At 33.6% G+C, this 18,229-nt stretch carries 20 protein-coding genes and 1 pseudogene; 18 read left to right on the top strand and 3 right to left on the bottom strand.

Annotation, left to right across the window (positions count from 1 at the left end):
• Nucleotides 1-10 precede the first annotated feature (10 nt).
• Nucleotides 11-1,429: an MATE family efflux transporter gene (locus COO03_RS14940; RefSeq protein WP_097897916.1), complete on the top strand. Its 1,419-nt coding sequence runs from the start codon at nt 11-13 to the stop codon at nt 1,427-1,429.
• A gap of 45 nt (nt 1,430-1,474) precedes the next feature.
• Nucleotides 1,475-1,756 (top strand): cupin domain-containing protein, encoded by a 282-nt coding sequence (locus COO03_RS14935; protein WP_097897915.1) that lies wholly within the window; start codon nt 1,475-1,477, stop codon nt 1,754-1,756.
• A gap of 274 nt (nt 1,757-2,030) precedes the next feature.
• On the opposite strand, the gene COO03_RS14930 is transcribed toward COO03_RS14935, so the two are convergent.
• Entirely contained in the window at nt 2,031-2,585 is a 555-nt protein-coding gene (locus COO03_RS14930) for a TetR/AcrR family transcriptional regulator (RefSeq protein WP_097897914.1), read from the bottom strand.
• Between the two features lie 767 nt (nt 2,586-3,352).
• On the opposite strand from COO03_RS14930, the gene COO03_RS14920 reads away from it, so the two are divergent.
• The 3 genes from COO03_RS14920 (at nt 3,353) to COO03_RS14910 (ending at nt 5,637) form a co-directional block, all read left to right on the top strand.
• On the top strand, nt 3,353-3,853 hold the full coding sequence (locus COO03_RS14920; RefSeq protein WP_097897912.1) for an undecaprenyl-diphosphatase: 501 nt from the start codon (nt 3,353-3,355) through the stop codon (nt 3,851-3,853).
• 284 nt (nt 3,854-4,137) lie between these two features.
• Nucleotides 4,138-4,635, top strand: coding sequence for a DUF421 domain-containing protein (locus COO03_RS14915; protein ID WP_097897911.1), 498 nt, complete (start codon nt 4,138-4,140; stop codon nt 4,633-4,635).
• Between the two features lie 678 nt (nt 4,636-5,313).
• Nucleotides 5,314-5,637 carry an RNHCP domain-containing protein gene (locus tag COO03_RS14910; RefSeq protein WP_170958214.1) on the top strand — a complete coding sequence of 108 codons (324 nt, stop codon included), beginning with the start codon at nt 5,314-5,316 and terminating at the stop codon, nt 5,635-5,637.
• 855 nt (nt 5,638-6,492) lie between these two features.
• On the opposite strand, the gene secY is transcribed toward COO03_RS14910, so the two are convergent.
• A complete protein-coding gene (secY, locus tag COO03_RS14900; protein WP_097897909.1) occupies nt 6,493-7,797 on the bottom strand; it encodes a preprotein translocase subunit SecY in 1,305 nt (434 codons plus the stop codon).
• Between the two features lie 407 nt (nt 7,798-8,204).
• Here secY and COO03_RS14895 point away from each other — a divergent pair, with 407 nt between their 5' ends.
• From COO03_RS14895 to COO03_RS14855, 9 genes are all read left to right on the top strand, one after another.
• Nucleotides 8,205-8,858 (top strand): YdeI/OmpD-associated family protein, encoded by a 654-nt coding sequence (locus COO03_RS14895; protein ID WP_097897908.1) that lies wholly within the window; start codon nt 8,205-8,207, stop codon nt 8,856-8,858.
• A 106-nt stretch (nt 8,859-8,964) separates the two neighbouring features.
• Nucleotides 8,965-10,080 (top strand): NAD(P)/FAD-dependent oxidoreductase, encoded by a 1,116-nt coding sequence (locus tag COO03_RS14890; protein WP_097897907.1) that lies wholly within the window; start codon nt 8,965-8,967, stop codon nt 10,078-10,080.
• 199 nt (nt 10,081-10,279) lie between these two features.
• Nucleotides 10,280-10,846: a GNAT family N-acetyltransferase gene (locus COO03_RS14885; protein ID WP_097897906.1), complete on the top strand. Its 567-nt coding sequence runs from the start codon at nt 10,280-10,282 to the stop codon at nt 10,844-10,846.
• A 152-nt stretch (nt 10,847-10,998) separates the two neighbouring features.
• Entirely contained in the window at nt 10,999-11,373 is a 375-nt protein-coding gene (locus tag COO03_RS14880; protein ID WP_097897905.1) for a nucleotide excision repair endonuclease, read from the top strand.
• A gap of 295 nt (nt 11,374-11,668) precedes the next feature.
• Nucleotides 11,669-12,448 carry an undecaprenyl-diphosphate phosphatase gene (locus tag COO03_RS14875; protein WP_097897904.1) on the top strand — a complete coding sequence of 260 codons (780 nt, stop codon included), beginning with the start codon at nt 11,669-11,671 and terminating at the stop codon, nt 12,446-12,448.
• 233 nt (nt 12,449-12,681) lie between these two features.
• Nucleotides 12,682-13,443: a class I SAM-dependent methyltransferase gene (locus tag COO03_RS14870; protein WP_097897903.1), complete on the top strand. Its 762-nt coding sequence runs from the start codon at nt 12,682-12,684 to the stop codon at nt 13,441-13,443.
• A gap of 327 nt (nt 13,444-13,770) precedes the next feature.
• Nucleotides 13,771-14,292, top strand: a complete 522-nt coding sequence (locus COO03_RS14865; protein WP_097897902.1) for a GNAT family N-acetyltransferase — start codon at nt 13,771-13,773, stop codon at nt 14,290-14,292.
• Between the two features lie 32 nt (nt 14,293-14,324).
• Complete coding sequence (locus COO03_RS14860; RefSeq protein ID WP_097897901.1) at nt 14,325-14,846, top strand: YfiT family bacillithiol transferase; 522 nt, start codon at nt 14,325-14,327, stop codon at nt 14,844-14,846.
• 7 nt (nt 14,847-14,853) lie between these two features.
• Nucleotides 14,854-15,324, top strand: coding sequence for a GNAT family N-acetyltransferase (locus tag COO03_RS14855; RefSeq protein ID WP_097897900.1), 471 nt, complete (start codon nt 14,854-14,856; stop codon nt 15,322-15,324).
• A gap of 165 nt (nt 15,325-15,489) precedes the next feature.
• On the opposite strand, the gene COO03_RS14850 is transcribed toward COO03_RS14855, so the two are convergent.
• Nucleotides 15,490-15,867, bottom strand: coding sequence for a PH domain-containing protein (locus tag COO03_RS14850; protein ID WP_097897899.1), 378 nt, complete (start codon nt 15,865-15,867; stop codon nt 15,490-15,492).
• A 190-nt stretch (nt 15,868-16,057) separates the two neighbouring features.
• Here COO03_RS14850 and COO03_RS14845 point away from each other — a divergent pair, with 190 nt between their 5' ends.
• From COO03_RS14845 to COO03_RS14830, 4 genes and pseudogenes are all read left to right on the top strand, one after another.
• Nucleotides 16,058-16,909 (top strand): patatin-like phospholipase family protein, encoded by an 852-nt coding sequence (locus COO03_RS14845; protein WP_097897898.1) that lies wholly within the window; start codon nt 16,058-16,060, stop codon nt 16,907-16,909.
• Nucleotides 16,910-16,928: 19 nt separating this feature from the next.
• Nucleotides 16,929-17,306: a YxiJ-like family protein gene (locus COO03_RS14840; protein WP_097897897.1), complete on the top strand. Its 378-nt coding sequence runs from the start codon at nt 16,929-16,931 to the stop codon at nt 17,304-17,306.
• Nucleotides 17,307-17,633: 327 nt separating this feature from the next.
• Nucleotides 17,634-18,041: a J-domain-containing protein gene (locus tag COO03_RS14835; protein WP_097897896.1), complete on the top strand. Its 408-nt coding sequence runs from the start codon at nt 17,634-17,636 to the stop codon at nt 18,039-18,041.
• A 3-nt stretch (nt 18,042-18,044) separates the two neighbouring features.
• A pseudogene (locus COO03_RS14830) lies at nt 18,045-18,182 on the top strand (DUF1963 domain-containing protein); the annotation flags it as partial.
• Nucleotides 18,183-18,229: the final 47 nt, after the last annotated feature.

The following is an 18,229-nucleotide window of genomic DNA, read 5'->3' as shown; positions in this document are numbered from 1 at the left end:
GGGTATGCGTATGGAAATAGTAGGAAACCGTCCCTCACCGAAGAAAGAAAAAGCAGAAATGATGAATAAGCCAGTAAATGATTCAGCACTTGGAACCAAAAGTATTCCTTTACTATATTTCCGGTTTGCTTTGGCGGGGATTATGGCTAATGCGATTCTTGGAGTGGTATCGGTTGTCGATGGCTATTTCGTCAGCGGTTTTCAGGAGTTGGAAGTCGAAGGGATTGGAATTGGGTTTACGATCATGGTTATTACCCGTATGCTTGGAGTTCTCTTTGGTATAGGAGCCGGAGCGGTCATTTCACTTCGACTTGGAAAAGGGGAAATTGAAGAAGGCAGGAGTATTATGGGGCAAACTTTATGGTTTACTCTTTTCTTCTCAATTTTACTAGCCGTACTTGGATTGGTCTTTGAAAATCAAATCATGACTTTATTCGGAGCAAGTCAGGAGGCACTTCCATATGCGGTGCAATACAGCCGGCTATTGTGGATTTCATTGCCAATAACGATATTGGCGGTTGTACTAAGTATTTTTACCAATATCGATGAAAAACCTGTATTATCAATGAACAGTTGGTTAATTGCAGCGGCTGTTGCCGGAATTACAGAATGGATTATGGTAGTGAAATATGACATGGGGATGATGGGTTCTTCGTGGGCGAATACAATTTCACAATCGATTCCTGTTTTACTAATCCTTTATTTTTGGTTTGGTAAAACAAAGCTTAAGCCAAAAATAAAAGATATGATGATTAATCTCAAGACAATTGGTGAGGTGGCTTGGACAGGCTTTGCATCTTTTTCGAGTCAGTTCATGATGTTTTTTGCCATTATTTTCTTCAACAACTTACTGCAAAGCTACGGTGGTGGGCTGCACGTTGCTGCTTTCACAATTCAAAACGGTTATATTACAAATCTGCTCGCCTTAGCAGCGCTCGGTGGGATGACCGGACTTCAACCGATCATTAGTTATAATTACGGTGCGGGCAATCTTGATCGTGTTAAACAAGCAATTAAGATTGGACTCATTTTTACGGTTGCTTTCTTTTTGATTGCGACAGCTTTACTAATCATTTTTGCAAATCCGATTGTATCATTTTTTTCCGGCGGTAATCCTGAATTGCAGAAACTCGGTATTTGGTCGACAGTTGTATTCAACTCTTTGTTTATGCTTAATGCAGTCAGCTTGCTTATATCCGGTTATTTTGAATCCCAAGAGAGAAACTGGACCGCAACGTTTATTAATGTTAGCAAAATGCTGTTGTTCTTGTTCCCATTTTTATTTATTTTCCCGAAATCTTGGGGTGTAGAAGGTATATGGTACGCAGGTCCTGCTGCAGAAATCCCAGGCGTTCTCATTGCCATATACTTTATGAAAAAAGAGTTCAAACGTTTAAAAGATACGAATGTTAAGACAGTACGTTTATAGAACCTATTCTTTCAAAATTACCTATAAGAAAGAGAGATGATTATCATGTTTTTTGCGAAAAAACTTACAGCAGAAGAAGCACAACAATTAGGTGTTGACACTTGGGAAGCGTGGGTAGGCGAACCTAACAAAGGAACTTGGCATGTAGAAGAGCAGGAAGTTTTCTATGTGACAGATGGTGAAGTGTTTATTACTGTTGATAGAGAAAAATATCATATTACAAAGGATTGGGTCGTTTCCTTGGCTAAAGATCTTGTTTGTGAATGGGATTGCCCAGAATTTTTGAAAAAGAATTACAAAATGAACCATGAGATCAATTTGAAATAATGCAAAATTAGGAGCGGCATTCGCTTATCACAGCCGTATACTTTGCCTAAATATTTGTGATTTATGATACACAGCGCCATTATCCGACCTTGCGTCATATGCGATTGCTTCTTAATTTTATGCGATTAAAATTCAGAATATTCAAACATAAAAAACCCAATAGTTGATGGATCTATCGTTTTTCAGGATAATACAGAAGGCAAGAAGGCCCTATAAAGACAAAAAAACGGGTGTAGCAAACGTTCCTTTACCCGTTTTTTAAATTAGACCATTATTATGATTTATTTTTGACTAAGCCGAACAATAATACGTCTACGATAGATGAGAGTGCTTCTGGTAAGGTCATATTATTTTCCATATAAAAACGTTGATCAAAGACAGAATTTGTAGCATCTATGATCAACTTTACAGCGAGTGTTGGATTGATTTCAATGAGTTCACCTTGCTGCATACCTTCTTCGAGTAACAAGCGCAGAGCTTCCCACTCGCTCAAAGCGTCATTCACTTTTTTCCATTGCTCAGGGTAATAGCGCTTCATTTGTTCCAACACTTTGAAGTCGTAAAATTCAAAATTGGGTAATACAGTACAAATCTGTCTGATTTTTTCAATCAGGCTTAAAGATGTATTATTCATAATTTGTTCTGTTTGTTCATCAAATTCCGATAACGATTGATCAATGATTAATTCTAAAATTTCAACTTTTGAAGAAAAATGTTGATAAAGGTATCGTTTGTTTACACCAATGCGTTTCGCTAAATCATCCATTGTAAACTTCATGCCTTTATCATGAATCTCTTCAATAAAAGCTCTTATAATGCGTTCTCTCATACCCAGTACTCCTTAAATTAGAAATTTGTTGAAAAAGTTATCTAAACTAAGTTACTCAACTTTCGTACCCTGAAAATTTTTCAAATTCTTGTCTGTGCCATATTCTCTATTGGGACAATTCCCTTATTAACACATAACACCTTTCTTTTTAGCAGATTGGAAGTAACCAAACTCCCGATTAAAAACAGAACGGTACATATCTTCCATAATACAGCACAACTTCCTGTCCGAAAAGGCACTTAACTCGACTATCTCAAGTATTCTCTGGAACAAACAATATATCGATGAGTATAGTATAAGGATACTTGGTTCACCAGAGACAGATAAAAATGGTTACTCTGTCCGATTATAGCCATCAAGTTAAGGAAATAAATAAAATTCAACATTTTTATTGCATAAGTATGATGATAAAAACCTTTAGCCATAATTATGACTAAAGGTTTTTATGGTGGGGAAATTTATACAGAATCAACAATTTTTCAGGAGGTAAATTTCATGGAAGATAATAAAAAATCAATCCTTGTTTTTATAGTATTAGTTTTAGGTTTAGTGTTCTTTGTTGGAGGTATGGTTTATAGATTGTGGGGGCCCTTTTAAATTTGTTAGCGAACAACGGCCGTCCCGACAATCCAGTCATAAATTGTTTTCCATTTCTTATTGATTAAGGGACTTAAAAAAGTGCATAACATAGAAAATCTCACATGGAATTTCTTTAAGGAGGGAATGCTATTTATGTATTATTTCAGAAATAAAGGAGAACATCTGTAATGAATTATATATTGTTTAAAGTTATTAATCGTCTTGCAGGAAGAGGAGCTACTATGGATACGGTAATGGTTTTTCTTTCAAACAAGACTCGATATCTGTACCTAGTCATATTAATATTTATGTGGTTTAGAAACAATTTCTACAAAAAAATCATCTTGTATGCAGGAATTTCAGCAGGAGTCACGTTGTTTATAAACCGTATTATCCAACTTTTTTATTTTAAACCTCGCCCTTTTATTTTCCATCGCGTTCGTTTGCTTATCCCGTCGAAGAATAATTCTTCATTTCCAAGTAAACATACTGCTCTAGCTTTTGCTGTAGCGACATCCGTTTTATTTTACCAACGCTTCATTGGCTCTATTATGTGGTTATTAGCAATTTTGACAGGTTTTTCACGTATTTGGGTAGGACATCATTACCCATTCGATATAATCGGAAGTGCTGTTATAGGTAGTCTAACAAGTGTGGTTACTAATAAGTTCACCAAATTATTTAAGTGAAAAGAAGAGGAAGGTTCCCTATGTTATTCTTGAAAATTGGAAAAGGGAACATCCGCTTCTTTTGTTTGTGGAGTAGGACAGAAGGCATAAATTAAAAAACACTTCATGAAATTTGAAAAAATCTAGTAAAGAGTTGAGGAGTAATAAGGATTGAAGGATAACCAAAGCTAAGTACATGCTAGGTAAATCTAGTATATACTTGGTTTTGGTTTTATGTACTATGTAAACAATAAAGAATGTGATTAATGCTATTCATAAATTACCATTAAAGGAATGGATTGTTGATGAATATTCTTTTTGAAAGCATACTTCTAATCCTTACGGGGATTCTTGTTTTAAAGTTGACGGGAAGTAAATCTATTAGCCAGATGACAAGAGCTGAGATTATTGTCGTTGTCTCTATTGGACGCATTATTGTAGAACCTGTACTAAGCAGAAAGATAGGTTCGTCTATTCTGGTAGCTTTTATATTTTCAAGCATTTTAATTATCATTCATTTTTTAGAATTGAAATCGCGAAAGATGGAACAATTTTTAAACGGTAATAGCATCATTGTTGTTGAAAATGGAAAGCTTTTAAAAAGGAATTTAATTCGTGCTAAAATGACAGAACAGCAACTATTTATGCATTTAAGACAACAAGGAATTCACGATATTAAAACATTACAACAAGCAACAGCAGAACCGAACGGTCGCATTGGATATCAACTAACAGCTGGGGCACAGCCAGTTACTTGTGAAATGTTAGAAAAGATATTACACCAATACAATCTGAAAAAATAGTTAATATGGAGAGATATTAACTATTTTTTGTTGTTTTAGGACATGTAGCGATACACTTTGAAGTTTTTTTAATCCAATCAACATGCCCGTAAAAACGGAAGAAGTGCTTTTTATGTCAATAAAGGAATTTCTATATTCATCGAATCTCTCACAACAGGAAATAGGTACTTTTGAACGAATGTTTGACGCTAATGTTTCACAGGATCCTTTTAAATATAAAGCATGCTTATAGAGAAAATGCGGTTATGAAAAAGACAGAAAATACACTAAATTAAAAGTTTTATATGTTATAATTATATATGCCCTTAACTGCCACGACAGTTTTTGGGTGAAAATTTAATAAATAGAAAGGAGAATTATTATATTCAAGAAACATATTGCTCACGTTTAATTGGGGACGACGCCAATGTCAGTGCGATAAAGATTACACATACTGTTGGAAGGTGGGAGTAATCCCGTCTTACAGTGGCTAGTACAAAATAATAAAACTAGTCGTGGTCCGGATTTATGGATGAAATATGTCATAATGAAGATGGAAACAGAAGTAATCGTTAACCCAAGAGGAATGACGGTGAATGTGTCACTAGCTTAATCAAGCCTGAAAACCGTAAAGAACGGGAAGAGGAAACGGAACCCATCCTCCCTAGATGTGATTTAAAATCTAGGAGGTATGGAAGCGTGAGTAGAATTAATGAAAATAAAGGATTTGTATGCGAGCATTGTAATAAAAATGTGTTTCCACTTAGTAATGGGAGTTACCGGAATCATTGTCCGTTTTGTTTATATTCTAAGCATTTAGATGATAAAATGCCTGGGGATAGACAATCGAAATGCAAAGGAATGATGGAACCTGTTCAATTAAAATATCATTCTAAAAAAGGATATCAAATTGTTCACTCTTGTAAAAACTGTGACATAGTACAAGTAAATAAAATTGCGGATAAAACCGTTCAAAGTGATGATATAATTCGTTTTATGAATGAGCTTTCAATAAGCATGTAGATATTCATTTAATAAAAAAGCCCTATTTAAACAGGGCTTTTTTGAGTTGTGTATGTTTTTTATTGTTACTTTTGAAAAAAGTTTAATTCAAAATAAGTTATGAATGTTGATTTATAAAAACGACTTAGTATTATCATCATTTTTATAAACGGTATAATTCTTTTTAAAACCGTACAACTTTATTTCAACCCCATGTTTTAGAAATAAAGCTAATTCCCCAAAGAATGTATGCAAGTTGTGATACGATATACATTGAAAATTCAAAAACGGTAAGTTTTCTTTTTAGTTTAATTTTCCGTAAATACATGTAAAAGCAAAATGTAGATAAAACGAGTAATAATTCAGAAGCTTTATATATATTTTCTAATGTAGTAATATCCACTCAACTCCTTACATTAAATTGTAGAACATAGTCTAAGGATATCATAAGAAGCATTTGAATGAACATGAATTTACACTTATTGATTTCTAAATCATAAGTATGATTTGTTTGGTGTAGAATTAAAAGAAGCCTTTTTGTACCACTATATATATCCATTTTGATTTTCCAGTACATATGTCACGGCTATGCAGAACAAAAAGTGACCTGCACTTGTTTTCTTTCTTTGTTTTCACTTGGCATGCGACAGGAAAAGGATCTGACCGCTTCTATGCATGGCCAGATTCTCTCTCCCACCTAAAAAGAAAGGTTTTATGCCGATTTTTCAATTTGTATTTATATAGATCCACAAAAGTTTTTTTCTCCTATACGTCTGTTTTAAATGATTCGCTAGATTATTACTCATTCACAAATAAAAACCCTCTCGTATATAAAATGAGAGGGTTTCATTATGTTTAATTTATATGTCTAAAGCGTTAATTTACTTTCTTTATAAATCCTTTGTAATGACGTTTTACAAGCTGACTTTCTAATGTTTTCATTGTTTCTAATGCCACCCCGACAATGATGAGTAAGCTTGTACCACCAATTTGAGCAGAAGGCGGTAAAGTTGCAACTTTCGTGAATACGATTGGTAAAATCGAGATAGCACCTAAGAAAATGGCACCAATAAATGTTAAACGATACAAAATTTTTGTTACATATTGTTCTGTCGATTTACCTGGACGAATACCTGGAACATATCCATTTTGCTTTTTCAAGTTTTCTGCCATTTGCTCAGGGTTTACTTGAACGAATGCGTAGAAGTATGTAAAAGCAATGATGAGCCCAACATAAAGGGTCATTCCGAATGGATGCGCAAAATCCAGATTCGTATTCAACCATTTCGATATATTAGAGTCAGGGAATAGCTGTGCAATTGTGCGTGGCGTCATTAGAAAAGCAGAAGCAAAGATTACTGGGATTACACCTGCGCTATTTACTTTAAGAGGTAAATGTGTATTTTTTGCTCCTTGATATTGATTATTCCCTGAAACAGCTTTCGCATATTGAATAGGTATTTTGCGAACTGCTTGCTGGATATAAATAACACCGACAACGATTGCTAAAATAACTAATACAATTAATACAATTTTGACAATATGCATAAAGAGTTGATCTCCAGCATTTTGGAATTGTTGTAAATAAATTTGATTTACGACATTTGGCATTCCTGCAACAAGTCCTGCGAAGATAATCATTGAGACTCCATTACCGACGCCGTTAGCAGTAATTTGTTCACCTAACCAAAGTAAAAATGCAGTACCAGCAGTTAGAACTGTAGCAATAAATAAGTATGTAGTCCAACTAGGATCTTTAATTAATTGTCCGCCTGCTATATTGTTAAAGCCAATAGACATTCCAATGGCTTGAATGAATGCGAGAATGATTGTAAAGTATCGAGTAAACTGAGCTGATTTTTTTCGGCCCATTTCTCCTTGCTTTGCCCACTCTGTAAATTTAGGTACAACATCCATTTGCAACAGCTGTACAATGATGGAAGCTGTAATATATGGTGTGATACCTACAGCAAAGATCGAGAAGTGTTTCAATGCTCCTCCGCCAAATACATTTAACATACCTAAAACATTGGCTTGATCTTGTATTTTTAATACCTCTGCGTTAGTATGAGGAACTGGTATAAACGTGCCAATTCGAAAAACAATTAACATCGCAAGTGTAAAAAGAATTTTCCTTCTTATCTCAGCTACTCTCATAAAGTTTGAAATCGTACGAAACATCCTGTCGCCTCCTGTATTTTTATCAGTTATCTAAAAGGAAAACTGATTATTATATCCCGATGAATAAACCACAAACCTCCTTCCGTATGGAATTCATTTGACAAATGGATTTTCGTGTATTTTGTAGTTTTGTCATGGATATAAGAAATACAAGTATTGATATAAGCGCTAGATTGATAATCGTAATCATTCAATAACCATAATATAACTAATAAATAAACAAATGTACATAGATAAGGCTGAAAAGAATGAAAAATACATGTTACAAAAGAAAATACTGATGAGTTCACGAGGATTTGATAAACGAATTAAATAGTTTGGTTTGCGCAGCAAGGTCATACTCTTTTATAGTAATATAGGTAAGATAAAACTAACAATGAATACTCAAATATAAAAAGGAGCCTGCTATGACAATTATCGATAAATTGAAACTTAATAAATACAATAATATGGCAGTAATTAATCAACCAAACGATTATGATGTTTTTACTGAACAAGCAACTACTCTTTCTAAAGATCATGATGCTATTTTTATTTTCGTAGAAACAATTGACGAGATGGCCAAGCATACACAATTTATACTTAATAATGAACAACTATTACTTGAGAAAGGGTATTTGTTTTTCGCTTATCCGAAAAAAGGTAATACGCGTTATAACACTTTTATTCACAGGGATGAAATGTTCCCAGCATTGAAGGTTGAAGAGGATGGATATGTAGATAAAAGTGATATGAAATTTGCACGGATGGTAAGTATGGATGATGTTTTCACTGTTGTTGGTTTAAAACGTGAAAAAAAGAAAGCAAAGAAAACGCCTGCTGCTAGTCAATGTGTCGCTGATTATGCAGAGAATATTAAAGATGTAGAGGCGTTACTAGCGGATTATCCAAATGAACTTACCTTTTATCAAAATTTAACACCGGGGTATCAAAAAGATTGGGCACGCCATCTATTTTCTGCAAAGCAGCAAAAAACACGTGAAAAACGTCTACAACAAATGGTGGAAATCCTTTCACAAGGGTATAAAACAATTGATTTGTTCCGCAGAAAGAAAAAATAAACATACACAATGATGAAACAAGTAATTAGAATGAAATTGTGGGAACGCATTGGAACTTTTGTATAGTAAATAAACATAAAAGAATGAATAAGAAAAGGTGTTTGAAATGAAATCATATATTGTAGTTGGAGCTGGAATTCTGGGAGCGTCTACTGCTTATCATCTTGCTAAGGCGGGAGCTCATGTTACATTAATTGACCGTCAAGATTTAGGACAGGCAACGGATGCAGCGGCAGGAATTGTATGTCCTTGGCTTTCACAGCGGCGTAATCAAGCTTGGTACAAAATTGCCAAAGGCGGGGCACGATATTACGCTTCTTTAATTCAGCAATTAGAAGCAGATGGCGAAACAGATACAGGTTATAACCGTGTAGGTGCCATTAGTCTTCATACGGACGAAAAAAAGTTGGATCAAATGGAAGAGCGAGCATATAAACGACGTGAGGATGCTCCTGAAATTGGTGAAATTACTCGCTTATCACAAGAGGAAACAAAAAAATTATTTCTGCCATTATCTGAAGAATATAGTGCCGTACATATAAGTGGTGCTGCAAGAGTAAATGGACGAGCGCTTCGCCAGTCTCTTGTAAATGCAGCAAAAAAACATGGTGCTACTTTTATAAAAGGAAACGCAGTTTTGATTCATGAAAACAATCATATCAAAGGTGTTACAGTAAATGGTGAAATAGTAATAGCAGATCAAGTAATTGTAACAGCAGGAGCTTGGGCAAATGAAATTTTAAAACCGCTGGACGTTAATTTCTTAGTAACTTTCCAAAAAGCACAAATTGTTCATTTACATATGCCAAATACGGATACTGAAAATTGGCCAGTTGTTATGCCGCCAAACGATCAATATATTTTAACTTTTGAAGATGGACGGATTGTTGTAGGGGCAACACATGAAAATGATACTGGTTTGGATTACCGAGTTACAGCAGGCGGCTTACATGAAGTGTTTGATAAAGCATTGTCAATCGCTCCAGGTTTAGAAAATAGTACAATGCTGGAGACAAGAGTTGGATTTAGACCGTTCACACCAGGCTTCTTACCTGTAATTGGCCCACTACCTAATTTCAAAGGGATCCTCGTTGCAAATGGTCTAGGTGCTTCGGGATTAACCGCTGGTCCGTACTTAGGATCTGAACTTGCAAAACTTGCTTTAGGCCAGCCGATAGAATTAGATTTAAGTCATTATGATGTAGCTGGCGCAATTGAATAGTTGTAGAGCTAGAAACAAAAAAGATTAGGGCAACTACCTAATCTTTTTTGTTTCTTTTTATATTGTACATAGTAAGAGTTTTATGTTTGCAGAGGAAATTTTGCATATTTTAGAGAAAATCTATATTGATTGTAATTTTGAAATAGATAGCACAAAACAATTACACATACAATGTTAAAGGATTAAGGAGTTGCCATACGTGTATAACGTTGAAATAAGAAGACCAACCATTGAAGATTATGAAGAGTTACATCAATTATTTCATACAGTCATTATAGATACATTTGCTAAAGAAGGCTTATCGGAGCTAGTTGACGATATAGAAAAGGAAATTGAAAATAAAAAGCAGTACTTGATATGTGACTTTGATAGTAATGGGAAAGATCGATATTTTTTGATAGCTGTAGATAAACAGTGTAATAAAATTATCGGGACAATTGAATTTGGTCCATCTAGTCAACTCATTAATATTTGCACAGATGGCGCATTAAAAGATTTGTATGAAGTGGGAACTGTATTTGTACTCCCAAATTACCAAAGACGTGGCATAGGAAATTTGCTTTTAAATGCGATTTTTCTTACCTTATTGGGCAAAGGAATAAAAGAATTCTGTTTGGATAGTGGATATACCAATGCACAGAAAATATGGAAGAAAAAATTTGGAGGTCCTGATTATTTGCTAAAGGATTATTGGGATAAGGCATGTGATCATATGATTTGGAGAAAATGCATGAATGATATACCTATAATATTTAGTAGATACTGAAAGCTGGTTTTGAGAATATTTTCAAAGCATACTTATTTAGCAAAATCATTCGTGTACATTTAATTAAACTGTATTTATTATCAACACGAATAGCTTTTCTTACATAATTGTGCTATTATTTACCTTTATAATAAAAGAGGACGTGAAGTAGCTTGATTAAAATTGATGTACCTGCAGTTGATGTTTCTATAACAGAAAGAAAACAAGTCATAAAAGGAGATGAACCAAGAATTACTCCAATTCATGGATTCATTGATTTCCACTTGTTCCCAAGAGATAAAGGCGGCATTTTTATGTTTTATAATATTAATGACGAGCTTCTTTTTGTAGGGAAAGCAAGAAAGATTAGACAACGAATTAAAAAGCATTTTGAAGACAACGTGTCACCAATTAAAGCACATCGTGACGAAGTATATCGTATTGATGTATGTATTGTAGAAGATCCACTGGAAAGAGAAATTTACGAAACATATATTATTAATGAGTTTCAAGCGAAATATAACGTTGATAAGGTGTTTTACAAATAATAACTGTATATATAATGTTTATTAATCCTTAAATCTATAATGATTTGAGGATTTTTTATATAAAAGGACATTACGTTAAAAACATTTGATTATTCAAGAAAGACAAGTAAAACTATGACGGAAAGTGTTAAGAATTTAGAAAGTGATAATTTTGATGATTGGATAAAGAAATTATAAAGGCTAGTATGAATGAAACAACCACTAAACTTTAAGTGGTTGTTTTTATGTTTCTTATCCACATACTCTCAAAATCTATTTCATATACTGGTACAAGCAAACAAGAAAGGAGACCATCATGAACTGGTTAGAGGCTTTTATATTAGGAATTATTCAAGGGTTAACAGAATTTTTACCTATAAGCAGTACCGGTCACTTGTACTTAGGAAGACATTTATTTAACTTAGATGAAGCGGGTCTTTTCTTAGATACGATGCTTCATATTGGTACACTGCTTGCAGTGTTTATTTACTATAAAAAAGAATTTATTTATTTAATTAAAAATCCATTTTCAAAGCTTATGTTCTTGCTTATTGTTGGGACAATTCCAGCAGTCATTATCGGTTTATTATTTAAAGATTTCTTTGAAGATATTTCAAAGACAGGTGTAACAATTGGATGGGAGTTTTTAGTGACGGGTTTGTTTTTATATATGGCAGAAAAACAAAAAAATGGCCGTAAAAAGATGGATGACATCACATATCAAGATGCCTTTATTATCGGTTCTTTTCAAGCGGTTGCTATATTTCCAGCAATCTCTCGTTCTGGCATGACGATTGTCGCTGCACTATGGAGAAAATTAGATCGTGAAACCGCAGCGTATTTTTCTTTTTTGTTATCCACACCTGCTATTGTTGGAGCCATTGTTTTACAATCTGTGGACGTATTTCAAGGAAAAGCCGAAGCGATTTCAAGTACATCGCTGATCGTTGGTACTTTATCCGCAGCATTCTTTGGATACATAGCCGTATCTTGGATGATTCAATATTTAAAACGACATTCTCTTAAAGTATTCGCGTATTATGTGTGGGCTTTAGGCGCTTTAATTTTAACTTTACAGTTTACTGGCATATTTTAAGGAAGAGTGTTCTTGAAAAGATATAGTCAAAAGGAACCTGTAAATCTTTTATTCTCTTTTTAAGAAAGGTAAATCATGGTAAATTATCATTATACTTTATTGAAAGTGAGTGATATATTATGACAGTCAGATCTTTCCACTTACCAATTAAATTAGAGGTACGGAAGGGTTAATACATTATAGGGTTTTCTTTTTAAACATTTTCCGTACAACAAAACGGAGGGATAAATTAAATGTTTAGTAATTACAGTACACTTTGCACGGAACTCTATGATTTTACAAAGCCTGTTGGTTATTCTTTAAGCGGGGATATTGAATATTATCAAGAACGATTAAAGAATTGCCAAGGGGGTATACTCGAAGCAGCGGTTGGCTCTGGACGTGTGATTATCCCACTTCTTGAAGCTGGATATACAGTTGACGGAATTGATTCTTCTCCCGAAATGTTGGATTCTTGTCGTAAACGTTGCGAGGAAAGAGGCCTAAATCCTCATTTGTATCAGGGTAAACTGCAGGAATTCTCATTACCAGCTAATTATGAGGCGATTATTATTCCTACTGGTTCATTTTGTTTAATTGAAAGTCGTGCAGATTCCTTAAACGCATTGAAATGTTTTTATAAACATCTGGCGTTGGGTGGACGTTTGATTGTTGATCTTCTCCTACCTTATGATTGGAAAGCAGGAGAAGTTAATACATCAACTTTTTCTCTACCTAACGGAGATGGGATTACATTGGAAAACAAATCGATTGAAATGGATTGGCTTAACCAAATTACTGTGTCGTATTTAAAATACGAAAAATGGCGTCAAGGAAAGTTGATACAAACCGAGTTACAACGTTTTGCAATGCATTGGTATGGAATTGAAGAGTTTAAGCTTATTTTAGAAAGTATAGGTTTTTCTGATATTACATGTTCTGCTGACTATGTTTATGAAAAACAACTAACGAATGCAAGTCAAATCATCACTTTTGAAGCTGTAAGAAAGAGATAATAGCATAGAGCTTAGTGGCATAGGAACTAAACAAAATATACGTATTTCAAGGCAATCGATATTAAATCGGTTGCCTTTTTCTATTTCACGAAGAAAGGAGAGCGTAATTCAAGCTATTAGTATCAATCACGACTTTATTAGATAGGCATTGCATGTGGGCTATTTTCTCATACGGTACTTGTAATGAAGGGGAAGGATGAATAAAAGCGAAAAAGGAAATCATACTGTTGGATGAAAAGAACATAATGAAAATTTAGTAGCAGGATATTTATTCTTAGGAGAAGAACATATAATAGTTAGCTGATTTGAAAAAGGGATGAGTGATGAATGGAAGTGTACATAGAAAAGCTACAGCAGCAAGATGCTGTAGAATTATTTGCTTTTGAATGCTATAACAGAGAGTTTTTCGAAAAAATGGTACCAAGTCGTGGTACGGATTATTATATTTATGAGGTATTTCAGCAACAACTTGATGAGCTATTAAAAGAACAAGAAGAAGGAATTTCTTACTTTTACCTCGTCCGTAATATGGAGAATAGAATTGTTGGTCGCATAAATTTAGTAGATATAGAGAAAGAGAAACAATTAGGGTATTTAGGTTATCGTGTGGGAGAAAAGTTTCTTAGAAGAGGCATCGCAGCTACGGCGGTAAAGTTACTTCTAGATCAAGCAGTCAGCTATCAAGTTACTGAAATTCATGCAAAAACAACAAATAATAATATCGCTTCGCAAAGAGTATTAGAAAAAAACGGCTTTTCACGTATTTCAATCGATAAAGGATTTATAGATTTAAACGGTCAAAAAATGGATTTCATTTATTACATTTGGAAATATACTAACATAGTATAAATAGAACTTTTAAACAAAAGGGGTACAATACAATGAAGGATTTACGTTATCCAATTGGGCAATTTACTTATGAAGAAAATATTACAGAAGAAATGATAGACAAATGGATTCAAGAAATTGAGGATCTTCCTCACGAATTAACAAAGGCAATTAAGGATTTAGATAAACATCAGTTAGATACACCGTACCGAACTGGTGGATGGACAGTTCGTCAAGTTGTTCATCATGTCGTTGATAGTCATATGAATAGTTATATTCGATTTAAGTTAGCACTTACAGAAAATAATCCAACGATTAAGCCGTATAGAGAAGAAAAATGGGCAGAGCTTCCAGATTCAAGATTACCAGTAGATGTTTCGCTTGTATTGTTAGAATCATTACATAAAAGATGGGTGAATCTATTATATTCTTTAGAAGCTGCTGATCTAGAAAAAACGTTTAATCATCCGGAATCAGGAGAGACAAAGCTTGCGGTTGCAATTGGATTATACGCATGGCACGGTCGTCATCATACTGCACATATTACTTCTTTACGAAAACGTTTAGGATGGTAAGGGAGTTATGAAAATAGCATTAGAAAGAGCGATAGAGTTGGATGCAGAATATATTTTTAATATTCAAGTACAGGCATTTATGCCGTTACTAGAAAAATATAAGGATTACGAGACAAATCCTGCAAATGAAACCGTCGATAAAGTAATTACAAGAATAAATAATCCGTATGGTAGAGTTTATAAAATATTAGTTGGGGATATCCTTGCGGGAGCTATATCTGTTCATTGGAAAAAGCAGACGCAATTTCGGATAAGTCCTATGTTTATTTTGCCTACTTATCAAGGAAAAGGGGTAGCTCAGAAGGTGATGCTTTTAATAGAGGAGATGTTCCCTCAAGCAACTAGTTGGGAACTAGACACCATTTTAGAGGAAGAACGTAATTGTTATTTATATGAAAAAATGGGTTACACTAAGACTGGCGTAAGAAAGAAATTGAATGATCATACAACACTTGTTTATTATATCAAGGCAGTATAAAAATAGATTTTAGAGGGATAGATAAAACAGAGTAAATCTGTATTTTCTATCCCTCTTTATATAATATAAGAAAATAGTTTTTTTGTATTTTTAAAAGAAATTGATGCATGTTGTTCCAAAAAATACGGGGTTAACACTTTTGTTTTCGCATAAAAATACAAGATGTTATTTTGTTGTATATTTTGTTAATGCTTTTTGAACGCTTAAAATACTGTCGTCACTTTTAAATTCTTTTGTAATTGGTTGCTCCATACTAGATATCCAAATTTTAAGTTCTGCATCTAAATCAAAATGACCTGCTGTTTCAATACTAAATTGTGTAATGCTTTTATAAGGAATAGAATGATATTCTGTTTTCTTACCAGTTACTCCTTGTTTATCTACTAAAATCATTCGGCGATTTGTAAATACAATTAAATCACGAATTAGTTTATAGGCATGTTCAACTTGTTCATCATCAAGCATAATCTTTTGTAAGTCACGTTCTACACTATCTGTATTCGCATCAGACGCATTTCCTAAAATACCGCTAAATAAACCCATATGAAATTCCTCCTTTAGATCTATGGAATGAGTTACTTTTATTGTATCACGTTATAGAGTAATAGATTCTTACAATACAGCAAGAGCTTTTTAAAGAAAATGCAATGAATTTATTAATACTTCATCATAATATCTTGTGCTAAAATAGAATTATTAATAAAATCAAGAAACAAGTGCAGAGGGCGTATACATGAAAAATATCGGTTTAGTATTAGAAGGCGGAGGAATGAAAGGCTTATATACTGCAGGAGTACTCGAATACTTTATGGAGAATGAAGTATTTTTCCCCTATGTAGTTGGCGTTTCTGCCGGAGCATGCATGGGTGCAACGTACTTATCGCGTCAAAAAGGAAGAAATAAAAAAGTAAATACAGAGCTAGTGTCTGATCATCGCTACATTTCGTATCGAAACTTCATACGGAAACGGGAATTATTTGGTATGGATTTTCTTTTTGATGAAGTACCAAATCAAATTGTACCATTTGATTTTCAAACCTTTCTTGATACAAGTGAGCAGTTTGTAATTGGGACAACGGATTGTGAGTCAGGAAGAGCTGTTTATTATAATAAACACGAGCATGGAAATGATATATTAAAAATTATTCGTGCATCCAGTTCTGTACCGTTTATTGCACCTGCTGTAGATTATGATGGTAAAAAATTATTAGATGGCGGGATAATTGACCCTGTTCCTATTCGAAAGGCGCAAGAGGATGGTTTTCGCAAAAATGTTGTGATTATGACAAAGCCAAAAGGATATATAAAACATCGGAATAGATTTTCATCGATGGCTAAATTATTATATAGACGTTATCCGAAAATATCAGAGCTCTTAGTAGAACATTATCGATTGTATAATGAAACAATTTCTTATATGAGTTCTAATGAACAAAAAGATAACTTTTTTGTCATTCAACCAAGTGTCCAGCTTCCTATAAGTGGGATTGAAAGAAATAAAGACAAGCTTGTTAATTTATATAATCTTGGGTATCAGGATGCAAAGAATCAATATGGACAGTTATTAAAATGGATACAGAAATGATAACGATAGGGGTGAACAATTGATACTAGGGAAAAAAGTAATTTTTGAAGAATTACAGAGACTACATGATTCTTTATATCAGCCATTTCCGTGTCGTGATGTACGCAACATGCGTAAAGATTTTAAAGACGCATTTTCTGAAGATGATTGTTTAAGTGCTGCCCTTAACATCTACTGGATGAATATTGCGGGAACTTTAAGTTATGTCCTAAATGGAAAGGCAGAAAAAATTCCGTTTCATCAAATCAATTTGCTGCGCACATCATTTTTTGAGCAATATAAACAATTTCGTTTTCTAGAGAAAAAGATTGAAAACTATCCGTTATTTTATAGAGACTATATGTATTATGAAAAGGCACGTAAATTATTACTTTACTACCTTGCTGAGAAAGAATAAAAACACACAGACTATATTGTTTGTGTGTTTTTTTGTTCATAAAATATACAATATTATGACCTTGTTTATATAGGAATTTATTTATAAAAAAAGAAGTACCTATAAAAATACGTTACGATTTCGTATGTATATGGCAGCTGGCATCCTTGAGAATAAAAGCTAGTAGAAGCCTATATAAGACACTTAAAGAAAAAGAATACCTAAATTACCTACAATGAGTTTTGAGGCGGTCATGACGAGATTTGGTTGCGTAAAAATCTTTCTGACGGTTTGTTAGCACTGAACAATTCAAAAACGTTATTTTAAAAAGAAATGAGGAGAGAGAATATGAATCAAAAGAATTTAGATAAAGAACTAAAAAAACAAGAGATTTTAGTAAAAGATGAGAAGGTTTGGGATTTCACATATGAAGATCACATTAGTTCTATCGTTAAACGTGCAGAAAAATCAGGAGTTTTCGATGACCTCCCTGGTAAGGGGAAACCACTTAATATTGATAAAAGCCTTTCGTATAATCCTGAAAAACAACTTTATAAAACATTGAAAGATAATCATGTTTTACCTAGGTGGATTGAGCTCTCGAAAGAAATCGATCAACTAAAAGAAAAACTAGAAGAGAATATAGATTCAAAAGAAGCAGCTAAATTAGTTCGTACAATTAATAAAAAGATTTTAGAATATAACTTGATTTGTCCGCCATCAGCACAAAAAATGAGAGTGAAATTGGATCGTTAATTTTTACTGCTGCAAATAGATACAGATGATTCTTTAGGGATTATGTGGGGAGATTGCGGCGTTGCAAATTTCTTTATAAGAAAAGAAGACTTGATAAATTTAGATTTTACAAATGTACTTTATAATCGGGATTGTTTTTGAGGAAATTTAAAGCCGCTTTCTATATGAATATCCAGGGGGTGGCTTTA

Source organism: Bacillus sp. AFS098217, from assembly GCF_002551815.1.
Taxonomy (GTDB): Bacteria; Bacillota; Bacilli; order Bacillales; family Bacillaceae_G; genus Bacillus_A.
Note: the sequence above shows the minus strand (reverse complement) of the source record. Positions and strands in the feature narration are given on the sequence as shown.

Bases quoted from the DNA above. Each gene is read 5' to 3' on its own strand.
- COO03_RS14940 (WP_097897916.1), top strand. From the start codon at position 11: ATGGAAATAGTAGGAAACCGTCCCTCACCGAAGAAAGAAAAAGCAGAA.
- COO03_RS14935 (WP_097897915.1), top strand. From the start codon at position 1,475: ATGTTTTTTGCGAAAAAACTTACAGCAGAAGAAGCACAACAATTAGGT.
- COO03_RS14930 (WP_097897914.1), bottom strand. From the start codon at position 2,585: ATGAGAGAACGCATTATAAGAGCTTTTATTGAAGAGATTCATGATAAA.
- COO03_RS14920 (WP_097897912.1), top strand. From the start codon at position 3,353: ATGAATTATATATTGTTTAAAGTTATTAATCGTCTTGCAGGAAGAGGA.
- COO03_RS14915 (WP_097897911.1), top strand. From the start codon at position 4,138: ATGAATATTCTTTTTGAAAGCATACTTCTAATCCTTACGGGGATTCTT.
- secY (WP_097897909.1), bottom strand. From the start codon at position 7,797: ATGTTTCGTACGATTTCAAACTTTATGAGAGTAGCTGAGATAAGAAGG.
- COO03_RS14895 (WP_097897908.1), top strand. From the start codon at position 8,205: ATGACAATTATCGATAAATTGAAACTTAATAAATACAATAATATGGCA.
- COO03_RS14890 (WP_097897907.1), top strand. From the start codon at position 8,965: ATGAAATCATATATTGTAGTTGGAGCTGGAATTCTGGGAGCGTCTACT.
- COO03_RS14875 (WP_097897904.1), top strand. From the start codon at position 11,669: ATGAACTGGTTAGAGGCTTTTATATTAGGAATTATTCAAGGGTTAACA.
- COO03_RS14870 (WP_097897903.1), top strand. From the start codon at position 12,682: ATGTTTAGTAATTACAGTACACTTTGCACGGAACTCTATGATTTTACA.
- COO03_RS14865 (WP_097897902.1), top strand. From the start codon at position 13,771: ATGGAAGTGTACATAGAAAAGCTACAGCAGCAAGATGCTGTAGAATTA.
- COO03_RS14860 (WP_097897901.1), top strand. From the start codon at position 14,325: ATGAAGGATTTACGTTATCCAATTGGGCAATTTACTTATGAAGAAAAT.
- COO03_RS14855 (WP_097897900.1), top strand. From the start codon at position 14,854: ATGAAAATAGCATTAGAAAGAGCGATAGAGTTGGATGCAGAATATATT.
- COO03_RS14850 (WP_097897899.1), bottom strand. From the start codon at position 15,867: ATGGGTTTATTTAGCGGTATTTTAGGAAATGCGTCTGATGCGAATACA.
- COO03_RS14845 (WP_097897898.1), top strand. From the start codon at position 16,058: ATGAAAAATATCGGTTTAGTATTAGAAGGCGGAGGAATGAAAGGCTTA.
- COO03_RS14835 (WP_097897896.1), top strand. From the start codon at position 17,634: ATGAATCAAAAGAATTTAGATAAAGAACTAAAAAAACAAGAGATTTTA.